The organism is Xanthobacter sp. YC-JY1, from assembly GCF_021730305.1.
GTDB lineage: Bacteria > Pseudomonadota > Alphaproteobacteria > Rhizobiales > Xanthobacteraceae > Xanthobacter > Xanthobacter flavus.
In genome coordinates this window covers 4,664,671-4,689,432 of sequence record NZ_CP032674.1, presented here as the reverse complement: position 1 = coordinate 4,689,432, position 24,762 = coordinate 4,664,671, and the positions used below count along the sequence as shown (strand labels likewise).

Below are 24,762 nucleotides of genomic sequence, written 5' to 3'. Positions count from 1 at the left end.
TAAACGACTTTCCGGATGCATGCCCGGGATCTCGCCCGGGCATGATCATCATGAAGGGCGTGTCGCCTCACATGTTCGGATAGTTCGGCCCGCCGCCGCCCTCGGGGGCGGTCCAGGTGATGTTCTGGTTGGGGTCCTTGATGTCGCACGTCTTGCAGTGGACGCAGTTCTGCGCGTTGATCTGGAAGCGCGGCGCGTCCGCCCCCTCCTCGATCCACTCATAGACGCCGGCGGGGCAATAGCGGTTGGAGGGGCCGGCATAGATGTCGTGCTCCGACGCCTTCTGCAGGGCCATGTCCTTCACCACCAGATGCACCTGCTGGTTCTCCTCGTGGTTGGTGTTCGAGAGGAACACCGAGGAGAGCTTGTCGAAGGTCAGCACGCCGTCGGGGCGGGGATAGGTGATCTTCTTGCAGTCCTTGGCCGGCTTCAGGGAGGCGGCGTCGGTCTTGCCGTGCTTCAGCGTGCCGAACAGCGAGAAGCCGAACGTGTTGGTCCACATGTCCAGCGCGCCCAGCGGGATGCCGAGGAAGGTGCCGAACTTCGACCACAGCGGCTTCATGTTGCGCACCTTCTTCAGGTCCGCGCCGATGGCCGAGGAGCGCCAGGCCGCCTCGTAGCTCGCGAGCTCGTCGTGGCTGCGCTCGGCGGCAAGGGCGTCGAGCAGGTGATCGGCGGCGAGCATGCCGGAGAGCACCGCATTGTGGCTGCCCTTGATGCGCGGCACGTTCACGAAGCCCGCCGCGCAGCCCACCAGCACGCCGCCGGGGAAGGAGAGCTTGGGCACGCTCTGCCAGCCACCCTCGGTGATGGCGCGGGCGCCGTAGGAGATGCGCTTGCCGCCCTCGAACGTGTCCTTGAACAGCGGATGCGTCTTGAAGCGCTGGAACTCGTCGAAGGGCGAGAGCCAGGGGTTCTGGTAGTTGAGGTGGACCACGAAGCCCACCACCACCTGCTCGTCGTCAATGTGATAGAGGAAGGCGCCGCCGCCGGTCTTGGAATCCAGCGGCCAGCCGAAGGCGTGCTGCACAAGGCCGGGCTTGTGCTTCTCCGGCTTCACCTTCCAGAGTTCCTTCAGGCCGATGCCGAACTTGGGCACATCGCGGCCTTCGCCCAGATTATACTTGGCGATGATCTTCTTGGTGAGGTGCCCGCGCGCGCCCTCGGCGAACACGGTGTAGCGGCCGCGCAGTTCCATGCCGCGGGTGAATTCGGGCTTCTGCTCGCCCGTCTTGTCCACGCCCATGTCGCCGGTGGCGATGCCGATGACGGCACCCTTGTCGTCATAGAGGATCTCGTCGGCGGCGAAGCCGGGATAGATCTCCACGCCGAGCGTCTCGGCCTTCTGGGCGAGGAAGCGGCAGACATTGCCCAGCGAGCCGACGTAATTGCCGTGGTTGTTCATCAGCGGCGGCATGGCGAAGTTGGGCAGCTTCACGCCGCCGGCCGGGCCGAGCAGATAGAAATGGTCGTCCGTGACCTGAACGGTGAGGGGCGCATCCGCCTCCTCCCGCCAGCCGGGGATGAGGGCGTCGAGGCCGATGGGATCGACGACCGCGCCGGAGAGGATGTGGGCGCCCACTTCGGAGCCCTTCTCCACCACCACGACGGAAACGTCGGTGCCGCGCTCGGCCGCCTGCTGCTTCAGGCGGATGGCGGTGGCAAGGCCCGCAGGGCCGGCGCCGACCACCACCACGTCATAATCCATGCCCTCGCGCTCAGGCAGTTCCGCCGCGCTCATACTCCGGCTCCCGTGTGTCAATCCCGTTGATTGGACTTTTTCCACGACACGCCGGCAAAGACAACCGCGGATTGCCCCTTAGGGCAACATCTTGCCGTATGTGGGAACATAATGCCGTTATGCCGAAAACGGTGGACGCACCCGGCCGGGCGAGCTACGCGCCAGCAGCGCCACTGCCGTGCGCAGATGTCGTGCAAAGGTGCCCTTACCCACGGGGCCGTTCCCGCCTAACCTCGGGCTGCACCCCTGAGGAGGCCGCCCATGAGCGCCCCAATGAGCGCCCCAATGAGCCCCGACGACGTCCGCGCCTTCGCCAACCGTCTCATGGATGAGGTGTGGCGCCCGTTCGACCACACGGCGCTGCCGCGCTTCTATCATCCGGATGTGGTGGGCCATCACCGCGCGCAGACGCTGGCGCTGGCGGACATCGCCAATCGCCTGCAGTGGGACGTGCAGAATTTCGGCAACCCGGTCTATGACATCCGCGACATCGTGGCCGAGGCGAACCGCTTCGCCATCCGCTTCCTCTATTCCTGCACCCTGATCGGGACGGGGGAGGTGTTCGCTACCGAGGTGATCTATTTCTACCACCTGCGCGACGGGCGGATTGCCGAGTTCTGGCTGCTGTCCGGCATCGATTTCGATTACAAGCAGCGCCCCGCCTGAGCGTTCCGGCGGGCCTGCGGAAGCATTTTCACGCGAAGCGGATCGCTTCGCGTGAAGAACATGCGGCAACGATCTAGAGTGAGCGGATGGACGTGACCGCCGACCGAGACTTCGACGACTGGGCCGACATTCTCGCCTTCCACTGGGAGGCGGGGGTGGATGTGGCCATCGGCGAGGTGCCGGTGGACCGCTTCGCCGAGAGTGCCGCCGAGCCGAGCCGGCCCCGGGCCCCGGCCGCTGCGGCGCGCGATGCCGCCGCAAGCGGGGCGGGCCTTGCGCCGAGAAGCCCGGCCCCGTCCCGCAACCAGCCCGCCTATTCCTCGGCGCCGGCGACGCCCACCCTGGTCACCCAGCCGCCGGACGAGGCGGTGATGGGCGCGCGCGAGGCCGCCCGGGCCGCCACGAGCCTCGACGAGCTGAAGGCGATCCTTGACGGCTTCGAGGGCTGCGCCCTGAAGCGCACCGCGAGCCGGCTGGTGTTCGCCGATGGCAATCCGGCCGCCAAGGTCATGTTCGTGGGCGAGGCGCCCGGCCGCGACGAGGACCAGCAGGGCCTGCCCTTCGTCGGCCGCTCCGGCAAGCTGCTGGATCTGATGCTGGCCGCCATCGGCCTCGACCGCACCAGCGCCTACATCGCCAACGTCATTCCCTGGCGCCCGCCGGGCAACCGCACGCCGACGCCGCAGGAGACGGCGGTGTGCCTGCCCTTCATCGCCCGGCAGATCGAGCTGGCGGACCCGGACATCCTGGTCTGCCTCGGCGGGCCGTCGGCGCAGGCGCTGCTCGGCACCACCGAGGGCATCACCAAGCTGCGCGGCCGGTTCATGGATTATGACACCGGGACGCGGACCATCCGCGCCATCGCCACCTTCCACCCGGCCTATCTGCTGCGCACGCCGCTGGGCAAGCGCTTCGCCTGGCGCGACATGCTGGCGGTGGAGGCGCTGCTGGCGGGGAAGGGCGCGTCCTGAGGGGGGGTGGGCCCTGCCTTCACGCCGCGGCCAGTTCTTTTCCGATCTTAGCCTTTGTCATGCCCGGGCTTGTCCCGGGCATCCACGTCGGGCCGAGGAATCTCGCGTCAAAAGGTGTTCCCAGCCGTACCACGTGGTTGGCCGGGACAAGCCCGGCCATGACGACCGTTCCGGGCGATCATCGCGCGATAGGAACGGCCCCTACTTCCCATACCCCAGCGGGGCGCTGACCAGCGAGGAGTTGCGGTAGCGGGGGTCGGAGGTGACTTCCTCGCCCACCCAGTCGGGCAGCTCCACTTGCTGGTCGATGCCGTCCAGCTCCACCTCGGCCATGACGAGGCCGTCATTCTCGCCCTCGAACACGTCCACCGTCCAAAGACGGCCGGCATGCTCCACGGCATAGCGGGTCTTTTCGATCAGCGGCCGGGCGCAGAGCGTCTCCAGCATGACCCGGGCGTCCTCGACGGGGATGGCATATTCGAATTCGGCGCGGGACAGGCCCTGCGTCTTGCCCTTCACGGTGATGAAGGCGTCGCCGTCGGCGATGCGGATGCGCACCGTCGCACCTTCCTGCGAGAGGTAGCCCTGACGGATCGGCGTCGCGCGCGCACCGGCTCGCCATGCGTTGGAGGTCACGAGGAACTTGCGCTCGATCTCGACGGGCATCTTTGGGCCGGCTGGACTGTGAATATCCCAGCATAGACCCAAGGGGGCGCCCCTCGTCCAGCCCCGCAGATGGCGCGCAACACCCGATCCGCCCGAAGAAAACGATTTCAGGCTACCGCATGCGTCAACAGGCAGCACCTTACGATGTGCCGGCGCTGGTCAGGCTCACGTTTCGCAGAAGCGGGAGCGCGCGCGGAACGTGCGCTCCCGTTCGTGTTGCACGCGTCAGGCGTGGACCTTGGACTTGCTGCTCTTCGCCGCCCCGGTGTCGAGGTCATCCCGCGAGGGCGGGTTGGTGGCGCCGATGGTGGTGATGCGCATGATGTTGGTGGTGCCAGGCTTGGCGAAGGGCACGCCGGCGGTGATGGCGAGGCGGTCGCCCGGCTTGCCGAGGTCGTGCTCCACTGCGGTGCGCACGGCGGTATCCACCATCTCGCCGAAGGAGTGGATGTCCTCCTTCATGTGCACGGCGTGAACGCCATAAGAGAGGGCGAGGCGCCGGGCGGTCTCCACCTTGGGGGTGAGGCCGAGGATCGGGATGGCCGGCCGCTCGCGCGCGGCGCGCAGGCCGGTGGTGCCCGACAAAGTGAAGGCGACGAACGCCGAGGCATCCACCGCGATGGCCGCCTGATAGGTGGCCTTGGTCACGGCGTCGCCGATGGTCTTGCCCCATTCCGCCTGGGTGGCGTCCAGCACCTGCCGGTAGCCGGGATCGCGCTCCACGTGACGGATGATGTCGTCCATGAAGGTCACGGCCTCCACCGGGAACTGGCCGGCGGCGGTCTCGGCGGAGAGCATCACGCAGTCCGCGCCCTCGTAGACGGCGGTGGCCACGTCCGACACCTCGGCGCGGGTGGGCACGGGGGCGGTGATCATGGATTCCAGCATCTGCGTCGCCACGATCACCGGGCGGCCATACTTGCGGGATTCCGCGATCATGCGCTTTTGTAGCGCCGGCACCTCGGCCAGCGAGATTTCGACGCCGAGGTCGCCGCGCGCCACCATGATGGCGTCGGAGAGTTCCACCAGCTCGGTGAGATGCTCCACCGCGGCGGGCTTCTCCATCTTCAGCATGATGGCGGCGCGGTCCTTGATGAGGCCGCGCGCCTCGTGGATGTCCTCCGGCCGCTGCACGAAGGAGAGGGCGATCCACTCCACCCCCGCCTCGCAGGCGAATTCCAGGTCGAGGCGGTCCTTCGCCGTGAGCGGCGAGAGGGGCAGCACCACGTCCGGGATGTTGAAGCCCTTGTTGTTGGAGAGCTTGGTGCCCGCCACCACCTGGGCCTCAAGGAAGCCGGCGCCCTTCTTCACCACCTTCAGGCGCACCTTGCCGTCGTCGCACAGCACGGTGGAGCCGACAGTGAGGGCTTCGAGAATGTCCGGATGGGGGATCGGCACGCGGGTCTCGTCGCCGGGGCGGTCCACGTCGGCGTCGAAGTGCAGCACGTCGCCGGGCTTGAGCGCGATGGAGCCGTCCTTGAAGCGGCCGATGCGAAGCTTGGGGCCCTGCATGTCGGCGATGACGCCGATGGGCCGGTTCATCTCCTTCTCCAGCCGCCGGATGCGGGCCAGCACCTCGCCGTGATCGGCCTGGGTGCCGTGGGAGAAGTTGAGGCGGAACACGTCCACGCCGGCGAGGAACAGCGCCTTCAGCTTCTCCTCGCTGTTGGAGGCGGGCCCGACCGTGGCGACGATCTTGGTGGCGCGCTGGCGCTTGAGGGTGTGGTGGCGCTTGTTGGGCATGAATCGTCCTCCGGCTCGGCGCGTTCGCGCTCGGTTCAACGCGTTTTAGGCGGCATCATGCGCGCCTTTGATGTACGCATAAAGTCGCATAAACGGCAGCAAGGCTGACCGTTGCGGACAGGTCAGGCTTCCGCTTCGCCCCCCGTGCGGCGCCGGAGGTGGGGGGCGCAAATTGAAGCGGCGGAGGCGCGCCGGGAACGCTGTCGGCGCGCCTCTTCCGAAGGGGCCGCGCGGACCCGTCCGGGGTGCCGGCGACGCGGGGCAGGGAACGCGCCGCGCGTCGCCAAGGGTGTCGTGGCTCTGGGAGTGGTGGGGCGCCCTCAGGCGTCCGGGGCCACCTTGTGGTTGGCCATCAGCTCGAGGGCCTTCACCATGGCGGAGTGGTCCCACTTGGAGCCGCCATGGGCGGCGCAGGCGTTGAACAGCTCCTGGCAGGTGGCGGTGTTGGGCAGGCTCACGCCCAGCGCCTTTGCGCTCTGGAGGGCGAGGTTCAGGTCCTTCTGGTGCAGCTCGATGCGGAAGCCCGGATCGAAGGTGCGCTTCACCATGCGGTCGCCGTGGATCTCGAGGATCTTGGACGAGGCGAAGCCGCCCATGAGCGCCTCGCGCACCTTGGCCGGGTTGGCCCCCGCCTTGGACGCGAACAGCAGGGCCTCGCCCACCGCCTCGATGGTCAGCGCGACGATGATCTGGTTGGCCACCTTGGTGGTCTGGCCGTCGCCATTGCCGCCGACGAGGGTGATGTTCTTGCCCATCTTCTCGAACAGGGGCTTCACGGTGTCGAACGCGCCGTCCGGCCCGCCCACCATGATGGTGAGGGAGGCAGCCTTGGCGCCCACCTCGCCGCCGGAGACCGGGGCATCGAGATAGTCGCAGCCGAGGGCGTTGATCTTCTGCGCGAAGCCCTTGGTGGCGACCGGCGAGATGGAGCTCATGTCCACCACGATCTTGCCGGCCGACAGGCCTTCGGCGACGCCGCCCATGCCGAACAGCGCCTCTTCCACGTGCGGGGTATCCGGCACCATGGTGATGATGATGTCGGCGTGCTTCGCCACCTCGGCGGACGAGGCGCAGGCGGTCGCGCCCTTGGCGGTCAGCGCCTCCGGCACCTTCACCACGTCATAGACGAACAGCGTGTGCCCGGCGTCGATGAGGTGGCCGGCCATGGGGCCGCCCATGATGCCGAGGCCGATGAATCCCACGTTCATGTGCGTTTCTCCTGAAGAGTGCTTGTTGTGCTGAAGCGGGCGGAAGCTCAGCCCTTGTAGGGGGCGAACCAGCCGATGCCTTCGTCGGTGGTGGTCTTCGGCTTGTATTCGCAGCCGATCCAGCCGTCATAGCCGGTGTCGTCGATGGCCTTGAACAGGAAGGGATAGTTGATTTCGCCCGTGCCCGGCTCGCCGCGGCCGGGATTGTCTGCCAGCTGGATGTGCTTGATGCGGGCGATGTTGTTGCGGATGGTCGGGGTGAGGTCCCCTTCCATGATCTGCATGTGGTAGATGTCGTACTGGAAGAAGATGTCGTCCGCGCCGACTTCATCCAGCACCGCCAGCGTCTGCTTGGTGTTGTGCAGATGGAAGCCGGGGATGTCGCGGGTGTTGATGGCCTCGACGACGAACGGGATGCCCGCCTTCTTCAGCTCCGCCGCGGCGAACTTCAGGTTCTTGATGAGGGTCTCGTGGACCTTTTCGGCCGGCACGTCCTTGGGGGTGAGGCCGGCGAGGCAGTTGATGGCCTTGGTGTTCAGGGCCTTCGCATATTCGATGCCCTTGCCCACGCTGTCCTGGAACTCGCCCTCGCGGCCGGGGATGCAGGCGATGCCGCGCTCGCCCGCCGCCCAGTCGCCGGCCGGCAAATTGTGCAGCGCCTGGGTGAGGCTGTACTTCGCCAGCTTCTCGGCCAGCACGTCCTTCTCGAAGGGATAGGGGAAGAGATATTCGACGCCCGTGAAGCCGGCATTTGCGGCCTTCTCGAAGCGGTCGAGGAAATCGATCTCGTTCCACAGCATGGTGAGATTGGCGGCGAACTTGGGCATGCGTCTCTCCGCGGGCTGAGCCGTTGTGGCGCACTGTCATGCCCCGGCGGGGCCGGGGCATCCAGGCTTTTTTAAATCGATAAGAGTCTTTCCACGCCGGCCTTACTCGGCCGGCTCCAGAGAACGAACCTCGCTGAGCGGGACGTCGAGGACTTCCTCGAACTCGTTCACGGCGTTGATCTCGACGCCCATGGCGATGTTGGTCACGCGCTCCAGGATGAATTCCAGAACCACCGGCACCTGATGCTCGTCCATGAGCTTCTGGGCGTTGGCGAAGGCATCCTTGAACTCGTTGGGGGTGCGCACGCGGATGGCCTTGCAGCCGAGGCCCTCGGCCACCGCCACATGGTCCACGCCGTAGGCCCCGACTTCCTCCGAATTGATGTTGTCGAAGGAGAGGCTGACCTCGAAGTCCATGTTGAAGCCGCGCTGCGCCTGACGGATCAGGCCGAGGTAGGAGTTGTTCACCACCACGTGCAGGTAGGGCAGCTTGTGCTGGGCGCCCACCGCCAGCTCCTCGATGAGGAACTGGAAGTCGTAGTCGCCTGACAGCGCGACGATCTTGGCGTCGGGCCGCGCGGCGCGCACGCCGAGGGCCGCCGGCAGGGTCCAGCCGAGGGGACCGGCCTGGCCGCAATTGATCCAGTGGCGCGGATGGTAGACGTGCAGGAACTGCGCGCCCGCGATCTGGGAGAGGCCGATGGTGGAGACGTAGGTGACGTCCTTGCCCAGCGCCTCGTTCATCTCCTCATAGACGCGCTGCGGCTTCAGCGGCACGGCGTCGAAGTGGCTCTTGCGCAGCATGGTCTGCTTGCGGGAGAGGCATTCGTCGGCCCACGCGGTCCAGTCGGGCAGCTTGCCGGCGGCCTTCAGCTCCTGCGCGGCGGTCACGAACAGCTCCAGGGCCGCCTTGGCGTCGGAGACGATGCCGAAGTCGGGGCCGAACACGCGGCCGATCTGGGTGGGTTCGATGTCCACGTGGATGAACTTGCGGCCCTGGGTGTAGACCTCGACCGAGCCGGTGTGGCGGTTGGCCCAGCGGTTGCCGATGCCGATCACGAAGTCGGAGGCCAGCATGTTCGCATTGCCGTAGCGATGCGAGGTCTGCAGGCCGCACATGCCGGCCATCAGCGGATGGTCGTCCGGGATGGTGCCCCAGCCCATGAGGGTGGGGATGACCGGGATGCCGGTGAGCTCGGCGAACTCGACGAGGAGGTCGGAGGCATCGGCATTGATGATGCCGCCGCCGGCGACGATCAGCGGCCGGTCGGCGTCGAGGATCATCCCCATCGCCTTGTCGATCTGCGCCCGCGTGGCGGACGGCTTGTAGACCGGGAGCGGGGCGTAGGTGTCCTCGTCGAACTCGATCTCCGCCATCTGCACGTCGATGGGCAGGTCGATGAGCACCGGGCCGGGGCGGCCGGAGCGCATGACGTGGAAGGCCTGCTGGAACACCATGGGCACCAGGGCCGGCTCGCGCACGGTCACCGCCCACTTGGTGACGGGCTTGGCGATGGATTCGATGTCCACCGCCTGGAAGTCTTCCTTGTAGAGGCGGGCGCGGGGCGCCTGGCCGGTGACGCACAGGATCGGGATCGAGTCCGCCGAGGCCGAATAGAGGCCGGTGATCATGTCCGTGCCGGCGGGGCCGGAGGTGCCGAGGCAGACGCCGATATTGCCGGCCACCGCGCGGGTGTAGCCCTCGGCCATGTGGGAGGCGCCCTCCACGTGGCGGGCGAGCACGTGGCGGATGGAGCCGCGCGCCTTCATGGCGGAATAGAGGGGGTTGATGGCCGCACCCGGAACGCCGAAGGCGCAGGTGATGCCTTCCTTCTCGAGAACACGGACGGCGGCGTCGACGGCGCGCATGCGGGCCATGGCAGTCCTCCCTTGGGGTCTTATTGCTTCGTCCTCACGGGCCGCGATCCTCGATGGACCGTCATGCGGGTTTTTCGCGGCCTTGGACTTTCGTCTTGGATACGCCCGCGCCGTTTTCGCTTCTATGGGAAGAAACGGAATGACATTCGTGCCGTCTGAGCAATAATGCTGCGGGGCGCACCCGCTGCCGGCCTCGGGCGGTGACAGGGTGTGGCAAATGGGGGAGGGCGGTATGCTGGAAGGTCGGCGGAAGGGGCTCGCAGCTCTGGTCCTCGGGGCCGTGGCGGCGACGGTTTTCGTGTCGGGCGCCGGCGCGCAGGCGCTGAGCGAACTGTCCTGCAAGGCGCTGTGGTACCAGCGCAACGCGGTCTATGCCGAGCAGGGCTATTGCTTCAAGACCAAGGACGCCATCGCCACCTTCGGTGCCCGTTGCTACGCGCCGTTCGGCAAGCTGACGCCGGACCAGCAGCGCTTCGTGAACGAGGTGCAGGCCTGGGAGGCCCGCAAAGGCTGCCGCTGAGGGGAGCTGCCGCTGAGGCGGTTTCCGCTGGCGGGCCGCCGTTAACCGGCGCATCCGGCAGTTGCGAGAAGATCGCAGAGGGCCGCGACGATCCCGCGCGGCATGCTATAGATACCGTCCCGCCCCGTCGGGGCCCCGTGCGGTCGTCCGCTCGCTGCTCCGCCCGACCGAACCCGAACGACATCGCCGGCGCCCATGACCGACATCGCCACGCGCGTCTACAACCACACCTGGAAGATCGACCCCATCGTGCGGTCCGTGCTCGACACGGACTTCTACAAGCTCCTCATGGGGCAGACGATCTTCAACCGGCACCGGGCGACCCGCGTCACCTTCGGCATCCACAACCGTTCCACCTCGGTGCGGCTGGCCGACATCATCGACATCGGCGCCCTGCGCGAGCAGCTGGACCATGTGCGCTCGCTCTCGCTCACCCGCGGCGAGAGCACCTGGCTGCGCGGCAACATGTTCTACGGCAAGAGGCAGATGTTCTCGCCGGACTATGTGGCCTGGCTCGAGGGCTTCCGCTTCCCCGCCTATCACTTGGAGAAGGTGGACGGCCAGTATGAGCTGACCTTCGAGGGGCCGTGGGTGGAAACCACCATGTGGGAGATCCCCGCCCTCTCCATCATCAACGAGCTGCGCTCGCGCGCCGTGCTGAAGGACATGGGCAAGTTCGAGCTGCAGATCCTCTATGCCCGGGCCATGGCGCGGGTGTGGGAGAAGGTGCAGTTCCTGAAATCCCTCGCCCCCATCAACATCGCCGATTTCGGCACCCGCCGCCGCCACGGCTATCTGTGGCAGGACTGGTGCGTGCAGGCGCTGATGGAAGGGCTGGGGGAGGGCTTCCTCGGCACCTCCAACTGCCTCATCGCGCTCAGGCGCGAGGTGGAGGCCACGGGCACCAATGCCCACGAGCTGCCCATGGTCTATGCGGCGCTGGCCCGCAACGACGACGAACTGCGCTGGGCGCCCTACCAGGTGCTCGCCGACTGGCAGGACGATTACGACGGCAATTTGCGCGTCATCCTGCCCGACACCTACGGCACCAGCGGCTTCCTGGAACGCGCCCCCGACTGGGTGACGCACTGGACCGGCATCCGCATCGACAGCAAGGACCCCATCGTCGGCGGCGAGGAGGCCATCGCGTGGTGGAAGTCCCGCGGGCAGGACCCGCGGGAGAAGCTCGCCATCTTCTCCGACGCCCTCGATGCGGAGGAAGTGGCGCGCATCCACCGCACCTTCTCCGGCCGCATCCGCCTCGGCTTCGGCTGGGGCACGCTGCTCACCAACGATTTCCGCGGCCTGGCCCCGAACGGGGCGCTCGACCCCATCTCTATCGTCTGCAAGGTGGTGGCCGCCAACGGCCACCCGGCGGTGAAGCTCTCCGACAACCCCACCAAGGCCATGGGCCCGGCCAGTGAGGTCGAGCGCTACAAGAGGGTGTTCGAGGTGGGCGAGCAGGAAGTGCGCACCGCACTCGTGTGAGGCGTGCGGCGCGCCCTTCCGCCGGCTCAGTTCTTCAGCGCCGCGGTCCCGTCCACCGCTGCCGGGAACGGCAGGTCCGTGACCAGCCGCGCGCTCGGCTTGTCCTGGGCGAAGATGGCGTCGAGATCGAGGGTCAGGAAGGTCGTCCGATGGGCATAGTCGGAGATGACCAGCCGGTTGTGGGTGAGGTCCTTGATGGCCACCCACTGGGTGTAGTCGGAGACCACCGTGTCGCCGTCCTTGCTCTGGGCGATGCCCAGCGGGATGTCTACCGTATTCAGGATGTGGCCGATGGTGGTGATGGCGTCGGCGCCGTCCTTCGGCTGGGCCATGAAATGGCGCATGAACGCTGCCCGCACGAAGCGCGAGGGTGGGGTGAAATCCCCCGGCAGGCCGGTGGCGCCGCCGCCCTGGCCGATGGCCGTGACGTTCGCGGTGCCGAACCGGCGGTCGGCGACGCCCATGGTGGAGAGATTGAGATAGTTGCGCAGGTTCAGAAGGTGCCAGTCATAGGGCGGCGAATTGGTGAGCACGCTCGCCACGTTGTCGTGGATCTGCAGTTCGCCGCCCACATATTCCACGATGATGCTGGCGCCCGAGCGGTCGGTGAAGACCATGTGCAGGGTGGGCGGCGTGGGGCCGCTCGGCAGGGACGGATCCGACCAGACCTTGGTCTTGCCCAAAGCCGTGCGGACTTCGGCGACGGTGCTGTGCATGCCGAGCGCCCACGCGCCGAAGCCGAGGATGGAGACGTAGGACGTGTCCGCCTTGGTGACGGTCTGGTAGGTGGTGAAGCCGGGCAGGAAATTGCCGCTCATGCCGAGGCCGGCCGCGTTCTGCCCCTCCACAATGGCACCGCCGGGGATGACCTCGGCGCTGATGCCCACGACGGAATAGAGGGTCGCCACCTTCTTCTCGGGCAGGCCGACTTCCGGCGGCGCGGTCAGCGTCAGGGACGTGCCCTTGGGCATGCTCTTGAGCGTCCATTTCATGTCGAACGCCCATTCCATGGTGCGCCCGGCGATCACGGTCTTGTCCGCCGCGACCACGTTCACCGCCGTGCACGCCACGGCGAGACCGGCATTCTGGATGGGAAGGAATGCGGCGAGGGCTGCCGCCAGGATGCGTTTCATGGATGCTTCCTCCGTCTCTGTTTTTGCCGATCGCCGTCGGAGCGATTGCTGTGCGGGTCGCGTATCGGGGTCGGGCGTCTTCGGATCGCCGACGATCCAATCCTATCAGCACCATCCGGTCCGGCTCCGAAGTCATCACGCAAAGCCTGATTTCCGGTGAACGCGCGCCGACCCATCGGCCGGGTCCGCGGCGTGAATCGACTTTAAATGCATCGAGTTTGTGGTATAATTGAATTATATACAGTTTTTCGATGTTTATTGGAGACGACGATGGCGACGCTGCGACTGGGCGATGTGGTCCCGGATTTCGAGGCCGTGACGACTGAAGGCCCGATCAAGTTTCATGAGTGGCTCGGCGACAGCTGGGGCATCCTGTTTTCCCACCCCAAGAACTTCACCCCGGTCTGCACCACCGAGCTGGGCCAGGCGTCCCACCTCAAGCCCGAGTTCGACAAGCGCGGCGTGAAGTTGCTCGGCCTGTCGGTGGATGCCATCGACAATCACCCGGCCTGGGTGGGCGACATCAAGGACGCCACGGGTGCGACCCTGAACTTCCCGCTGATCGCGGATTCCGACAAGAAGGTCTCCGACCTCTACGACCTCATCCACCCCAATGCGAGCGACACCGCCACCGTGCGCTCGGTGTTCATCATCGGCCCGGACAAGAAGCTGAAGCTGTCGCTCACCTACCCGGCCTCCACCGGCCGCAACTTCGCGGAAATCCTGCGCGTGGTGGACAGCCTGCAGCTCACCGCCAAGCACTCCGTGGCGACCCCGGTGGACTGGAAGCAGGGCGACGACGTCATCATCGTTCCCTCGCTCTCGGACGATGCCGCCAAGGAGAAGTTCCCGGACGGCTGGAAGACTGTGAAGCCCTATCTGCGCGTGGTGCGCCAGCCCGGCGCGTGAGTCGCGTCTTTGCATGACCGTCGCTCTCCGGCTTGACCGGAGGGCGACGCGGCGCCCCGGACAAGCGACACCGGAGGTGGAGCGCTGATCCGGGGCCCAGCGCGCAAGCCCCGCGCAGCGGGCAAAACCTGAGAGCGGCAGGATTACGAAGCGGCTTTGGCGGTCCCTTGCGCTGGGCCCCGGCTCGCATTCCGCTCACGCTGCATGCGTCCGGGGAACGGGCGCGGAGAGGCCTCCGCGCCGGAAGCGCCCTCAGGCCGACATGATGTAGTCGCGCAGCTGGGCGCTCTCGCGCTCCATTTCCTCCACGCGATACTTCACCACGTCGCCGATGGAGATGATGCCCACCAGCTTGCCGCCGGCCACCACGGGCACGTGGCGGAAGCGGCCGCGGGTCATGCGTTCCATGATCTGGGGCACGGTCTCGTCGGGGGCGCAGGTGACGACCGCCTTGGTCATCAGGCCGGCCAGCGGCTCGCTGAGCACGTCCACGCCGCGTTCGCCGATGAGGCGCACCACGTCGCGCTCGGAGATGATGCCCTCCACCCCCATGTTCGCATCGGTGACGACGATGGCGCCGATGCGGTTGCGCGCGAGGCTCGCCACGGCATCGCCGAGGGTGGCGTCGGGGGACAGGGTGACGATGTCGTTGCCCTTGCGGCTCAGGATGACGGTCACGGACATTGGCGCATTCTCCCTAGCTGGTGGATCCAGGGGCCCGCTCCGCCGGCGGGGCCTTCTCTGGAAACGATCCGGACAGGGATGATCCCTCGCATCGCAGTGCGACGCAAGCGCGCAGCGCGCCCTGTGCACCCCGACCTTGGCACTAGAAACCGGCTCAGGCCCTGCGTCGGCGCGGGATCGGATCGAACAGGGGAAACAGCAGCAGGCCGGCGACGAAGCCGCCGATATGGGCCTGCCAGGCCACTTCCGCGCCCTCCGTCCCGGGCAGGGAAACGCCGAAGGCGAACAGCAGGTTGAAGGCGAACCACGCGCCCACGAAGATCAGCACCCGCTTGTCGCTGAAATTCTCCTTCAGCGAGCCCGCCGGCTGGTGATCGGAGAAGATGGTGCGGTAGCTGGACAGCGCGCCGCCGGGCGCGAAGGCGAAGCGCACCGCCGCCGCCATGGTGCCGGAAATAGCCGCCGAGGCGCCGATGAGCGGCGCGATGGCATCGGGATTGGCGAGATAGTGCGCCCCCGCGCCCGCCGCCGCCGTCACCACGCAGAACAGCACGAACCGCCCGGAGCCGAACCGCCGCGCTACCGGCGTGCCGAAGGCCAGCAGCCAGACGAGATTGACGATGAGGTGCATCCAGTTGGCGTGGAGCAGCGCGTAGGTCACCACGGTCCACAGCTTCGGGCCGATGCCGCCCGGCAGATAGAACATGGTGTCCGGCAGCGAGTAGCGGGCCGGGATGAAGGCGAAATAGGTGAGCAGCTCGATGTCTGCATCCTCGGAGAGGAGCAGCACGCGGACGGCGTGGATCAGCACCAGCCCAAGCGTCAGCACCGCCACCGCGCCGGGCACGTTGAAAACGGGCTCCCGATGCGATGTACCGGGATGGGTGGGGCGGTCGAGCACGTCCTGCACATAGGAGCCGCCGCCCCGCGCGGCAAGGGAAAAGCGTGGCCGCCAAGTCCGTGCAACCTGGATCGAACCTGCTACAACTTCTCCGTCGATGCCGCGCAAGCGGGTGCACGTTCAACGATCGCTGTGGGGCGGGATGGCGAAACCATACTTTCGAGAGCTCGATGAAGACGAGCTGAAGATGTTCAACTATTGGCGGGAGGAGTTCTCGACCTTCTTTGCCGATGCGGACAAACACCGGTTCGAGACGGTCGGCGGCAAGCTTGGCCTGATCCAGCACATCCTGGATAGCGGCGAGGCGACGCTCGAGCGGCAGGACCTGCTGCAGGGGCTCGGCGTGCTGTTCGGCGACGCGCTCGCCATGGAGCTGAACCTTGAATGGGCCTTTGTGGCCGATGAAATGGGTGAAGCTCCGGTCCTTAGGCGTCCGGGAACGTCTTTCAATCTGGGCGCCTTCTACGCAATCGAGAAACGCGTTTCCCTGGAAGAAGTGCCGATCGACATTTTTGCTCTGTTCAATGCCTTCTGCGCCCTCTGCGCTCCGATCCTGCGGAAGCCCTCATTGTGGGCGCGCCTGTTCGGTCCGCGACTGGTCTGATGGCTTGCCCGCCAAAGACGAGGCTATCGATGCGGCGCCTCGCCCCCTACAGCGCGTAGCGCAGGCCGAAGCGCACTTCCTGCGCGGTGGAATTGCCCAGGGCGAGGCCGCCCGCATAAGAGGGGCTGCCGAGGTCGAGATAGCGATAGCCGAGATCGAGGCTGAAGCTGCTGCTCACCGCGAAGGACACGCCCGCGCCCGCCGCCCAGGCGAATTCCCAGGAATTGCCGGCCGGGCTGAGGGCCACAGGGGCGCTCAGCGAATCGATGGCGAAGCCCGCGCCGATGCTCAGATACGGCGTAAAGCCGGCAAGGGTGATGATGTCCCAGTAGACGCTGGCGAGCCCCACCGTGGCGCTGGCGCCGACCCCGGGTCCGATGGGGGAGAGGCTGGCCGCGCCGAGGGAGAGATATTCGATGCTCACTTCACCGCGCAGGAACGGGAAGAAGCGATAGCCGATGCCGCCACCCAGCGACCAGCCGGCGCCGGAGACATCGAGCCCGGTGGGCAGGCCCAGATAGGAGAGGCTGGCGCTGCTCGTGGGGATGTAGCCCACGTCCGCGCGGACATACCAGCCGGAGGCGGCATCCTCGCTCACCGCGGGGGCGGCGAGGGAGAAGTCGCCGGGCTTGCCGAGCGAGGCCATCATGGCCTCCATCTCGGCGTCCGCCTTGTCGGCGGCACGCGCCGCGCCGGTCAGCGCCATCATCGCGAGAGAGGCCAGAAGAAGACGCCCGGCCCGACCAAACACACCCATCATGACGACCCGCCCGAGAAATGCTCTGGAGGCAGGTGTGCCACGGGGAGCCTTAAAGCCGGATTAACCCTGATGAAGAGTTAAGCTCTGGCGCGGCAAGGGAATTCGGAGCAGCGGCGGCGCGTCTTCGAGCCGTCATCCCCCGGCTCGTCCGGGGGATCCACCCATCGGCCTGCGGGCTGTCTGCAAATCCATCCCGGCCCAACCGTGGATCGCCCGGAACCCGGCTGCTGCCGGGTTCCGTCCTTGAGAACGGAAGTCGGCAGAACCCGACTTCCGGACACGCCGGGCGATGACGGAGGAGGGGAGCGGAACGCGCCCCGCTCAGGCGGCTGCGCGCTTGAGGGCGTCGATCACCTCGTCCACGACGGTCTCCACCAGATCGCGGTCGTCGCCCTCGCCCATCACGCGGATGACCGGCTCGGTGCCGGAGGGGCGGATGAGCAGGCGGCCGTGGTTGGAGAGGCGGCGCTCGGCATCGGCGATGGCGATCTTCACCTTCTCGTTTTCCAGCGGCGCCCCGTCGAGATAGCGCACGTTCTTGAGGATCTGCGGCAGCGGGTCGAACCGGTGGCAGACCTCGGAGACCGGCTTTTCCTGCCGCGCCACCACCGCCAGCACCTGAAGCGCCGCGACGAGGCCATCGCCCGTGGTGGAATAATCGGACAGGATGATGTGGCCGGACTGCTCGCCGCCCACATTGTAGCCGTCCGCCCGCATGCGCTCGAGCACGTAGCGGTCGCCCACCCCGGTGCGGGCCATGGCGATGCCCTCGCCGGCGAGGTGCCGCTCCAGCCCGAGATTGGACATGACGGTGGCCACCAGCCCGTCGCGGGCGAGGCGTCCGTCTTCCTTGAAGCTCTCGGCGATGACGGCCATGAGCTGGTCGCCGTCCACCGTGTGGCCCTTCTCGTCCACGATCATCACCCGGTCGGCGTCGCCGTCGAGGGCGATGCCGATGTCGGCGCGCACTTCACGCACCTTGGCGGCGAGCGCGGCGGGGGAGGTGGAGCCCACGTCCCGGTTGATGTTCATGCCGTCCGGCTCGACGCCGATGGAGATCACCTCGGCGCCCAGCTCCCACAGGGCCTCCGGCGCCACGCGGTAACCGGCGCCGTGGGCGCAGTCCACCACCACGCGGATGCCCTCGAACGACTGGTTCCGCGGCAAGGTGCGCTTGGCATATTCGATATAGCGGGCGTGCACGCCCTCCAGCCGCCGGGCGCGGCCGATCTCGGCGGGCTTGGCGAGGCGCTTGGCGAGATCCTCGTCGATCAGCTCCTCGATCTCGCGCTCCACCTCGTCGGAGAGCTTGAAGCCGTCCGGGCCGAACAGCTTGATGCCATTGTCGTCGAACGGATTGTGCGAGGCGGAGATCATCACCCCGAGGTCCGCGCGCATGGAGCGGGTGAGCATGCCCACCGCCGGCGTCGGCATGGGGCCGAGCAGCAGCACGTCCATGCCCACCGAGGTGAAGCCGGCCACCAGCGCGTTCTCGATCATGTAGCCGGACAGCCGCGTGTCCTTGCCGATGACCACCCGGTGGCGATAGTCGCCGCGCTGGAACACCAGCCCTGCCGCCATGCCCACCCTCAGCGCCAGATCCGCCGTGAGCGAGGCATTGGCGCGCCCGCGCACGCCGTCCGTTCCGAAATACCTGCGCGACATGGTCCCTCTCGTCGCCGTGAATCCGACGCGCCGTGCCCCCACCGGCGGCCGCTGGTCCTGCCTTTAGCATCCGGGAGCCGCCGCGCGGCATCACGTCTCGTGACGCTCCGCAACGCGCACATCCGCCTGAGCTTCGGGCAGGCCCCTTCTGTGAGCAGACTGACGGAATTGTTCAGAACGCCGCCCCCGTTGCAAGTGCGAAGGCGCCGGGCCGGCCGGGGCGGGCGCCATTCCTTGCGAAAAGGTTAAGGGGTAGGCGATGCGGCCGGGCCCGGCGATTGCACCGCATCAGGGCGAATGCTACCCCTCGCCGAATCTTCCGGAGACTTCCTGTGACTGCTGCCCTCGACGTCCTCGCCATTGGCAACGCCATCGTCGATGTCCTCTCCCGCGCCGAGGAGGATTTCCTCTCCGCCAACCGCATGACCAAGGGCGGCATGGCGCTCATCGACGAGGCGCGGGCGGAGGCGGTCTACGCCGCCATGGGCCCGGGCACCGAGGCCTCCGGCGGCTCGGCCGCCAACACCGCGGCGGGCGTCGCCTCGCTGGGCGGCAAGGCCGGCTTCATCGGCAAGGTGAAGGACGACGTGCTCGGCACCGTGTTCGGCCACGACATCCGCGCCGCCGGCGTCGCCTATGGCACCCCCGCCGCCGCGGATGGCCCGGCCACGGCGCGCTGCCTCATCCTGGTGACGCCGGATGGCGAGCGCACCATGAACACCTATCTCGGGGCCGCGCAGAACCTCGTGGTCGCCGACATCGACGCCGCCATGGTGGAAAGCGCGGCCGTCACCTATCTCGAAGGCTATCTGTGGGACCCGCCGGCGGCCAAGGAGGCCTTCCTCGCCGCAGCCAGGATCGCCCACGGCGCCGGCCGCAAGGTCGCGCTCTCGCTCTCCGACACCTTCTGCGTGGACCGCTACCGCGCCGAGTTCAAGAACCTCATCATCTCCGGCACGGTAGACCTCGTCTTCTGCAACGAGGGCGAGCTGAAGTCGCTCTACGAGACCGCCGATTTCGACGCCGCTCTGGTGGCCCTGCGCCGGGATGCGAAGGAAGCCGTGGTGACGCGCTCGGAGAAGGGCGCCTCCTTCGTCACCCGCGAGGTGGTGGTCAGCGTGCCGGCCCATCCGGTGGAGCGCGTGCTGGACACGACCGGCGCGGGCGACCTCTTCGCCGCCGGCTTCCTCACCGGCACTACGCGCGGCCTCGACCCGGCCACCAGCCTGCGCCTCGGTGCGCTGGCGGCGGGGGAGATCATCGGCCAGATGGGCGCCCGGCCCCAGCGCCCCCTCATCGACCTCGCCCGCGAGGCCGGCCTCATCTCTTGATCGGTCTCATCTCGTGAGCGACCCAACCCCGTGAGCGATCTGCCCGCTGCCCCGGAGGATGCCGGCCTTCCCGCCCCCGGCGCGGATGCGGCCGAACGGGCGCTCGCCGCCATCGAGGCGAAGGCCCCGCTCATCATGGTGCTGGGCGGCGCGGGCACGGGCAAGACCACCTTCCTGCACGAATTGCGCAAGGCGCCACGGGGCCGGCAAGTGGTGCTGGCGCCCACCGGCGTCGCTGCGCTGCAGGCGGGCGGGCAGACCATCCATTCCTTCTTCGGCATTCCGCCCCGCCTCCAGAACCCGGACGAGGTGAAGCCCCGCGCGCAGGTGCGGCGCCTTCTGAAGAAGCTCGACCGGGTGGTGATCGACGAGATCTCCATGGTGCGGGCGGACCTGCTCGACGCGGTGGACATCTCGCTGCGCATCGCCCGCGACAATTCCGAGCCCTTCGGCGGGGTGCAGATGGTGCTGGTGGGCGATTTCCTCCAGCTGCCCCCCGTGGTGCCCTATGCCGAGCAGGAGATGCTCGGCCGCATGGGCTATGAGGGGCCGTTCGCCTTCCATGCCAAGGCGTTGGACGGGCGGGAGGTGACGGGCGTGCCCTTCACCTTCGTCCACCGCCAGACCGACCGCGCCTTCATCGCCATGCTCGACGCCTTGCGCCGGGGCCGTGGCGCCCGCGAGGCGGCGGAGGCGCTGAACGACGCCTGCGTGCGCCCCCACCGCGAGGGCGCGCAGCCCGTTCTTCTCACCCCCACCAATGCCCGCGCCGACGCCTACAATGCCCGCGGCCTCGCCGCCCTCTCCGACGAGGGGCGCGAATTCGGCGGGCTGCTGAAGGGCGAGTTCGGGCTGGAGGGCGACCGCCTGCCGGTGGCGGAAAAGCTGGTGCTGAAGCGCGGCGCCCGCGTCATGGCCCTGCGCAACGATCCCGCCCGGCGCTGGGTGAACGGCTCGGTGGGCACGGTGACCGGCCTCGGCCCCCATTCCGCGCTGGTGAAGCTCGATTCCGGCCCCAGCGTGGAGATCGAGGCCTTCACCTGGGAGCGCATCCGCTACGGCTGGGACGAGCCCGGCGGCCGGCTGGAAGCGCAGGTGGTGGGCACCTACACCCAGCTGCCGCTGGCCCCCGCCTGGGCCCTCACCATGCACAAGGCGCAGGGCCTCACCCTCACCGACGTCCGCATCGACTTCGCCGACGGCGCCTTCGCGCCCGGCCAGGCCTATGTGGCCTTGTCCCGCGCGAGGACGCTGGAAGGCCTCTCGCTGGTGCGGGCGATCACCGGGCGGGATGTGCGGGTGGACCGGCGGGTGGCGGAGTTTGTGGAGCGGTTTGAGGGGTGAGGGATTGGCGCCAAAGCGCGAATGCTTATAATTTAATATAATCTCTGATCTCTGCGAGTCGTTCCATGTCTTTCGGAAGATGTAAACTCACTCTGGCGGATGGTAAATTCGTCAAGTCCCACATTATTCCCAAGGCCTTAACGCGTGTGGGTTCGCGTGGGAGTGGGTTTATGGAGATTTCTGCGGCAGAAAAAGGCCTAAATTAAGGTATAACAGTTGGTATGATAACGAGCTGGTCGTTCAGTCTGGAGAAAATATTTTATCAAACTACGATAACTATGGGATTTCTACACTGAAAAAATTAAAATTGGTCTGGAGCGATTGGGGAGGGGCAGCAAGGTGCCCGGTATCCTATTCTAGTTTTGGTGATACCTCGCTGGGGATCCGGCAGGTCGAACTTGAGGACGGAAGGCGTCTTCGCCTTTTCTTTCTAAGTATTCTTTGGAGATGTGTGGAGACGTCCAAAAATGAATTCTCTCATATACATCTCGATAAAGATAGAACAAATGGATTAAGAAGAATTATATGCGGAATTGAAGATTATGATGTGCAATTTTTGCCTTTATCTCTGTTGCAGATTAGTAGTGCTGGTGAACAGCATAATTATATACATTCGAATGAATTTATAAAAACACCAAAAATAAATGAAGATAACAGTATTGATGTAATTTCAATGCCTGCAATTCGCGTGTATTTCGATGGGCTTGTGTACAATTTCTATATTGGGGATAATGTCGACGGGGCAGATGATGAGCTGATCTTTCTTCACGGAAGTCAGATGATTGTTCCGACTGTAGAATCGTTGGGGTCAATTCAATTTGCGCGGCACGATGCTGATCTGGTGGCGGCGCAGACTGGCTACCCTGATGAGTTTCGAAGGATAAAGCAAGCGATATCAAAGAATCCGAAATAGCCCTCACCACCCCTCCTCCACCAGAAAATCCAGGAACGTCCGCACCTTGGCGGGCAGGTGGGTGCGGTTGGGGTAGATGGCGTAGAGGGGGGCGGAGGGGGTGAGGGTGGTGGGCAGGAGGTGTTCCAGCGTGCCGGCGGCGAGGTCGTCTTCCACGATCACCCGCGGCACGAAGGCGAAGCCCAGGCCCTCCCGGGCCGCCATCAGCAGCAGGGTCTCGTTGCCGCTCAGCACCACCGGATCGAAGCGGACCTCGGCGTCCATCCCCGGCAGCGCGAGGCGCCCGCTCGCCATCATCGGCGCGTAGGCGACGAAGGGCAGGCCGTCGAGATCGGCGAGGCGCTCCGGCCGTCCGGTGCGGGCGAGAAGGGCCGGGGCGGCCACCAGCACGAAGGCGATGGGGGCGAGGGTGCGGGCGATCACCCCCTCGTCCAGCGACCGGGTGATGCGCAAGGCGAGGTCGAAGCCCTCCTCCACCAGGTTCACCGCCCGCCCGTCCAGATGGAGGTCGAGCCGCACCTGCGGGTAGCGCGCCCGGTAGGCGGCGAAGAGGCGGACGAAGCGCGGATGCGCCATCCACACCGGCAGGCTCATCCGCAGCGTGCCGCGCGGCTCCAGCGTCGCCGCCCCGATGCGCGCCTCCGCCTCGGCCAGCCCCTCCAGCATGGGCCGCACCTCGGCGAGATAGAGCGCCCCCGCCTCGGTGAGGCTGACCTTCCGGCTGGTGCGCTGGAACAGCCGCGCCCCCACCCGCGCCTCCAGATGCTGGACATGCTTGGTGGTCATGGCCGGGGAGAGCCGCAGGCGCTCGGCGGCGGCGGCGAAGCTCTTCAACTCGGCGACGGCGACGAAGATGCGGAGGCTGGCGAGCGTGTCCATCGTCATTCGCTATCAGGAAATCGAGCGTCAAATTATGGCACCATGATTGCCTTATGAGAAATTGATAGCGTCGGGGGCATCTGACAGTCAGGTGAACCGTTTCCGAACGGCACCGATACCCCTGGTGAAACACCCCATGGCACATACCGATATCGCCACCGGCATCGCCCCGAACCGGGTCTGGACCCTCGCTCTGTGGGCCGCCCAGATCGCCCTCGCTTTCCTGTTCGGAATGGCCGGCGGAATGCACGCTGTCATGGCCCCACCGGCCCTCGCCCAGATGGGCGCGACCTGGGCCGCCGATGCCCCGCTCTGGCTCGTGCGCTTTGTCGGGATCGCCGAGCTGGCCGGCGCGATTGGCATTATTTTCCCGGCACTTACACGCATCCAGCCGGGCCTGACGCCGCTCGCCGCGGCGGGCTTCGCCATCATCCAGGCAGCCGCCATGGTGCTGCATGTCAGCCGTGGCGAGGCCCAGGTGCTGCCGATGAATCTGGTTCTGTTCGCCCTCGCACTTTTCGTGCTGTGGGGCCGCACCAGCAAGGCTCCAATCGCCCCCCGGAGCTGAGCGCCGCGCCTCCGATCAGCCGCCCGGCCGGAGGCGCAACTATTTGTAATATATGAAAAATTAGTCGTAAATTTCGAACCGGTTGTCGCCGCCGTCGCGCGAATTGGGGTTGGGATACATCACCCGCCCATGGCAATTGCCCTTGTCGTCCACCGCGATCCAGGGGTGGGTGCCGAAGGTCCGCTGGGTGACGGCGGCATTGGGCGCAAGCGTTTGGTACTTGCGCCACTGTCCGTCGTAGTCGATCCACGTGATGTTGAGCGGAATCTTCGTAAAATTCAGGAAGATAACCTCCACCGGCGCCTTGCCGTTGATGGAGCGGACGCTGCCATAGGGCGGGCAGTTGCGCCCCGCGCTCTGCGCCGCCGCCGGAACCGCCGCGGCTGCTGCCGCCGCGGCGACCAACACACCGAAAATGTAAGCCCTGCAAGACATTGCCATCGTCCTCCGAAGCTGTCTCCGGCCCGCGTGCCGTCTCAGTCCCAGATCTGGAACATGTTGTCGCCTTCGGTGCGCGAAGCCGGGTTGCCGTACATCACGCCGCCATGGCAGGTGCCGCGGGAATCCACGGCGATCCACGGGTGCGTTCCGTAGGTCGGCTGCTCCACATTCGAGTGCGGCCTGAGTGTATGGTACTTCTTCCACTCGCCGTTGAAGTCGATCCACATGATGTTGAGGGGGATGTTCGATTCATTGACGAACATCACCTTAACCGGCGCATTGCTATTCAGCGAGCGGACGCTACCGAAGGGTGGGCAATTCTTGCCGTTGGTCACATTCTGCTGCGGTGGCTGCGGTGGCTGCGGGGGCGGGGAGGCCTTCTGGCCGCGGTTGCGCGCGCACGCCAGGGTCTTGTCGAGCGCCTGGGCGGCGCCGGCGAGCTTGAAGGTCTGCTCGCCCCGGTCGAGGTTCACGGAGAATTCCGGCAATGTCCTAAAGGCGTTAAGCTGGTCGTTGTTAATCATCATGGAGGCCCAGCCATCCCCCTCGGCATGGAAGGTGCCCATCTCCGCGGCGCCGCCGAAGCCGTAATAGACGTCGAGCGGACCGGTGTTGCCATAGAAGGGCACGCCGATCTGCCACGAGCGTCCGTCCGTGCCGATGCGGAATTGCACCTGTCCGTTGTCGATGTCGGCTGCGCAATAGCCGAACTGGTTGTTGTCGAAAACGGCGGTGATGGTCCAGCGGCCGGAACGGTCGTAGGCCGTCTCCTGTGCCCTGGCGGGAAGGGATGAGCCGAGGGCCGAGAGGGCGAGGACGCCGGCAAAAATCCGTGTTTTGAAAGTCACTTGTCCGTTCCCCCGCCCGGGTATGGTTACCGTTTGGCTAATATTTTCCGCCCCCTTTACTGTCAAGCTGATGG

At 66.5% G+C, this 24,762-nt stretch carries 24 protein-coding genes; 10 read left to right on the top strand and 14 right to left on the bottom strand.

Going from position 1 to position 24,762, the window contains the following annotated elements:
• Positions 1–67 precede the first annotated feature (67 nt).
• On the bottom strand, positions 68–1,741 hold the full coding sequence (locus D7006_RS22090; protein ID WP_237354564.1) for an electron transfer flavoprotein-ubiquinone oxidoreductase: 1,674 nt from the start codon (positions 1,739–1,741) through the stop codon (positions 68–70).
• A gap of 285 nt (positions 1,742–2,026) precedes the next feature.
• Between D7006_RS22090 and D7006_RS22085 the strand changes: the two genes are divergently transcribed.
• On the top strand, positions 2,027–2,407 hold the full coding sequence (locus tag D7006_RS22085) for an ester cyclase (RefSeq protein WP_237354563.1): 381 nt from the start codon (positions 2,027–2,029) through the stop codon (positions 2,405–2,407).
• Positions 2,408–2,493: 86 nt separating this feature from the next.
• Entirely contained in the window at positions 2,494–3,378 is an 885-nt protein-coding gene (locus tag D7006_RS22080) for a uracil-DNA glycosylase family protein (protein WP_237354562.1), read from the top strand.
• Between the two features lie 201 nt (positions 3,379–3,579).
• Here D7006_RS22080 and D7006_RS22075 read toward each other — a convergent pair whose 3' ends face one another.
• The 5 genes from D7006_RS22075 to gcl all read right to left on the bottom strand — a co-directional run bounded on the left by D7006_RS22075 (position 3,580) and on the right by gcl (position 9,700).
• On the bottom strand, positions 3,580–4,044 hold the full coding sequence (locus D7006_RS22075) for a CYTH domain-containing protein (RefSeq protein WP_229646386.1): 465 nt from the start codon (positions 4,042–4,044) through the stop codon (positions 3,580–3,582).
• A gap of 225 nt (positions 4,045–4,269) precedes the next feature.
• Complete coding sequence (gene pyk, locus D7006_RS22070; protein WP_169121857.1) at positions 4,270–5,787, bottom strand: pyruvate kinase; 1,518 nt, start codon at positions 5,785–5,787, stop codon at positions 4,270–4,272.
• 320 nt (positions 5,788–6,107) lie between these two features.
• The gene (gene glxR, locus D7006_RS22065; protein WP_237354561.1) at positions 6,108–6,995 is read right to left on the bottom strand and encodes a 2-hydroxy-3-oxopropionate reductase; all 888 of its coding nucleotides are present in this window, start codon (positions 6,993–6,995) and stop codon (positions 6,108–6,110) included.
• 47 nt (positions 6,996–7,042) lie between these two features.
• Positions 7,043–7,822 (bottom strand): hydroxypyruvate isomerase, encoded by a 780-nt coding sequence (hyi, locus tag D7006_RS22060; protein ID WP_237354560.1) that lies wholly within the window; start codon positions 7,820–7,822, stop codon positions 7,043–7,045.
• 102 nt (positions 7,823–7,924) lie between these two features.
• Complete coding sequence (gene gcl, locus D7006_RS22055; RefSeq protein ID WP_237354559.1) at positions 7,925–9,700, bottom strand: glyoxylate carboligase; 1,776 nt, start codon at positions 9,698–9,700, stop codon at positions 7,925–7,927.
• Positions 9,701–9,932: 232 nt separating this feature from the next.
• On the opposite strand from gcl, the gene D7006_RS22050 reads away from it, so the two are divergent.
• Positions 9,933–10,220 (top strand): YARHG domain-containing protein, encoded by a 288-nt coding sequence (locus tag D7006_RS22050; protein ID WP_169121853.1) that lies wholly within the window; start codon positions 9,933–9,935, stop codon positions 10,218–10,220.
• Positions 10,221–10,415: 195 nt separating this feature from the next.
• Positions 10,416–11,708 (top strand): nicotinate phosphoribosyltransferase, encoded by a 1,293-nt coding sequence (gene pncB / locus D7006_RS22045; RefSeq protein ID WP_237354558.1) that lies wholly within the window; start codon positions 10,416–10,418, stop codon positions 11,706–11,708.
• Between the two features lie 26 nt (positions 11,709–11,734).
• Here the strand turns inward: pncB and D7006_RS22040 are convergent, their stop codons facing one another.
• A complete protein-coding gene (locus tag D7006_RS22040; protein WP_237354557.1) occupies positions 11,735–12,841 on the bottom strand; it encodes a choloylglycine hydrolase family protein in 1,107 nt (368 codons plus the stop codon).
• A 270-nt stretch (positions 12,842–13,111) separates the two neighbouring features.
• Here D7006_RS22040 and D7006_RS22035 point away from each other — a divergent pair, with 270 nt between their 5' ends.
• Complete coding sequence (locus D7006_RS22035) at positions 13,112–13,750, top strand: peroxiredoxin (RefSeq protein WP_169121850.1); 639 nt, start codon at positions 13,112–13,114, stop codon at positions 13,748–13,750.
• A gap of 252 nt (positions 13,751–14,002) precedes the next feature.
• On the opposite strand, the gene D7006_RS22030 is transcribed toward D7006_RS22035, so the two are convergent.
• A complete protein-coding gene (locus D7006_RS22030; protein WP_237354556.1) occupies positions 14,003–14,434 on the bottom strand; it encodes a CBS domain-containing protein in 432 nt (143 codons plus the stop codon).
• A 154-nt stretch (positions 14,435–14,588) separates the two neighbouring features.
• Positions 14,589–15,344, bottom strand: coding sequence for a rhomboid family intramembrane serine protease (locus D7006_RS22025; protein ID WP_169122210.1), 756 nt, complete (start codon positions 15,342–15,344; stop codon positions 14,589–14,591).
• Positions 15,345–15,522: 178 nt separating this feature from the next.
• Between D7006_RS22025 and D7006_RS22020 the strand changes: the two genes are divergently transcribed.
• The gene (locus D7006_RS22020) at positions 15,523–15,939 is read left to right on the top strand and encodes a DUF3806 domain-containing protein (protein WP_237354555.1); all 417 of its coding nucleotides are present in this window, start codon (positions 15,523–15,525) and stop codon (positions 15,937–15,939) included.
• Positions 15,940–15,985: 46 nt separating this feature from the next.
• On the opposite strand, the gene D7006_RS22015 is transcribed toward D7006_RS22020, so the two are convergent.
• Both D7006_RS22015 and glmM read right to left on the bottom strand, forming a co-directional pair.
• Positions 15,986–16,699: an outer membrane protein gene (locus D7006_RS22015; protein WP_237354554.1), complete on the bottom strand. Its 714-nt coding sequence runs from the start codon at positions 16,697–16,699 to the stop codon at positions 15,986–15,988.
• Between the two features lie 321 nt (positions 16,700–17,020).
• Positions 17,021–18,364: a phosphoglucosamine mutase gene (gene glmM, locus D7006_RS22010; RefSeq protein ID WP_237354553.1), complete on the bottom strand. Its 1,344-nt coding sequence runs from the start codon at positions 18,362–18,364 to the stop codon at positions 17,021–17,023.
• Between the two features lie 332 nt (positions 18,365–18,696).
• On the opposite strand from glmM, the gene D7006_RS22005 reads away from it, so the two are divergent.
• The 3 genes from D7006_RS22005 (at position 18,697) to D7006_RS21995 (ending at position 21,952) form a co-directional block, all read left to right on the top strand.
• Positions 18,697–19,695, top strand: coding sequence for an adenosine kinase (locus tag D7006_RS22005; RefSeq protein WP_237354552.1), 999 nt, complete (start codon positions 18,697–18,699; stop codon positions 19,693–19,695).
• 30 nt (positions 19,696–19,725) lie between these two features.
• Positions 19,726–21,039, top strand: coding sequence for an ATP-dependent RecD-like DNA helicase (locus tag D7006_RS22000; RefSeq protein WP_237354551.1), 1,314 nt, complete (start codon positions 19,726–19,728; stop codon positions 21,037–21,039).
• Between the two features lie 307 nt (positions 21,040–21,346).
• Entirely contained in the window at positions 21,347–21,952 is a 606-nt protein-coding gene (locus D7006_RS21995) for a hypothetical protein (protein ID WP_237354550.1), read from the top strand.
• A gap of 3 nt (positions 21,953–21,955) precedes the next feature.
• Here D7006_RS21995 and D7006_RS21990 read toward each other — a convergent pair whose 3' ends face one another.
• Positions 21,956–22,837, bottom strand: coding sequence for a LysR family transcriptional regulator (locus tag D7006_RS21990; RefSeq protein ID WP_371744978.1), 882 nt, complete (start codon positions 22,835–22,837; stop codon positions 21,956–21,958).
• Positions 22,838–22,967: 130 nt separating this feature from the next.
• Here D7006_RS21990 and D7006_RS21985 point away from each other — a divergent pair, with 130 nt between their 5' ends.
• Positions 22,968–23,399, top strand: a complete 432-nt coding sequence (locus D7006_RS21985; protein ID WP_237354549.1) for a DoxX family protein — start codon at positions 22,968–22,970, stop codon at positions 23,397–23,399.
• A gap of 60 nt (positions 23,400–23,459) precedes the next feature.
• On the opposite strand, the gene D7006_RS21980 is transcribed toward D7006_RS21985, so the two are convergent.
• Together D7006_RS21980 and D7006_RS21975 are read right to left on the bottom strand one after the other, a co-directional pair.
• Complete coding sequence (locus D7006_RS21980; RefSeq protein WP_237354548.1) at positions 23,460–23,834, bottom strand: hypothetical protein; 375 nt, start codon at positions 23,832–23,834, stop codon at positions 23,460–23,462.
• A gap of 41 nt (positions 23,835–23,875) precedes the next feature.
• Complete coding sequence (locus D7006_RS21975; RefSeq protein WP_237354547.1) at positions 23,876–24,688, bottom strand: hypothetical protein; 813 nt, start codon at positions 24,686–24,688, stop codon at positions 23,876–23,878.
• Between the last annotated feature and the right edge of the window lie 74 nt (positions 24,689–24,762).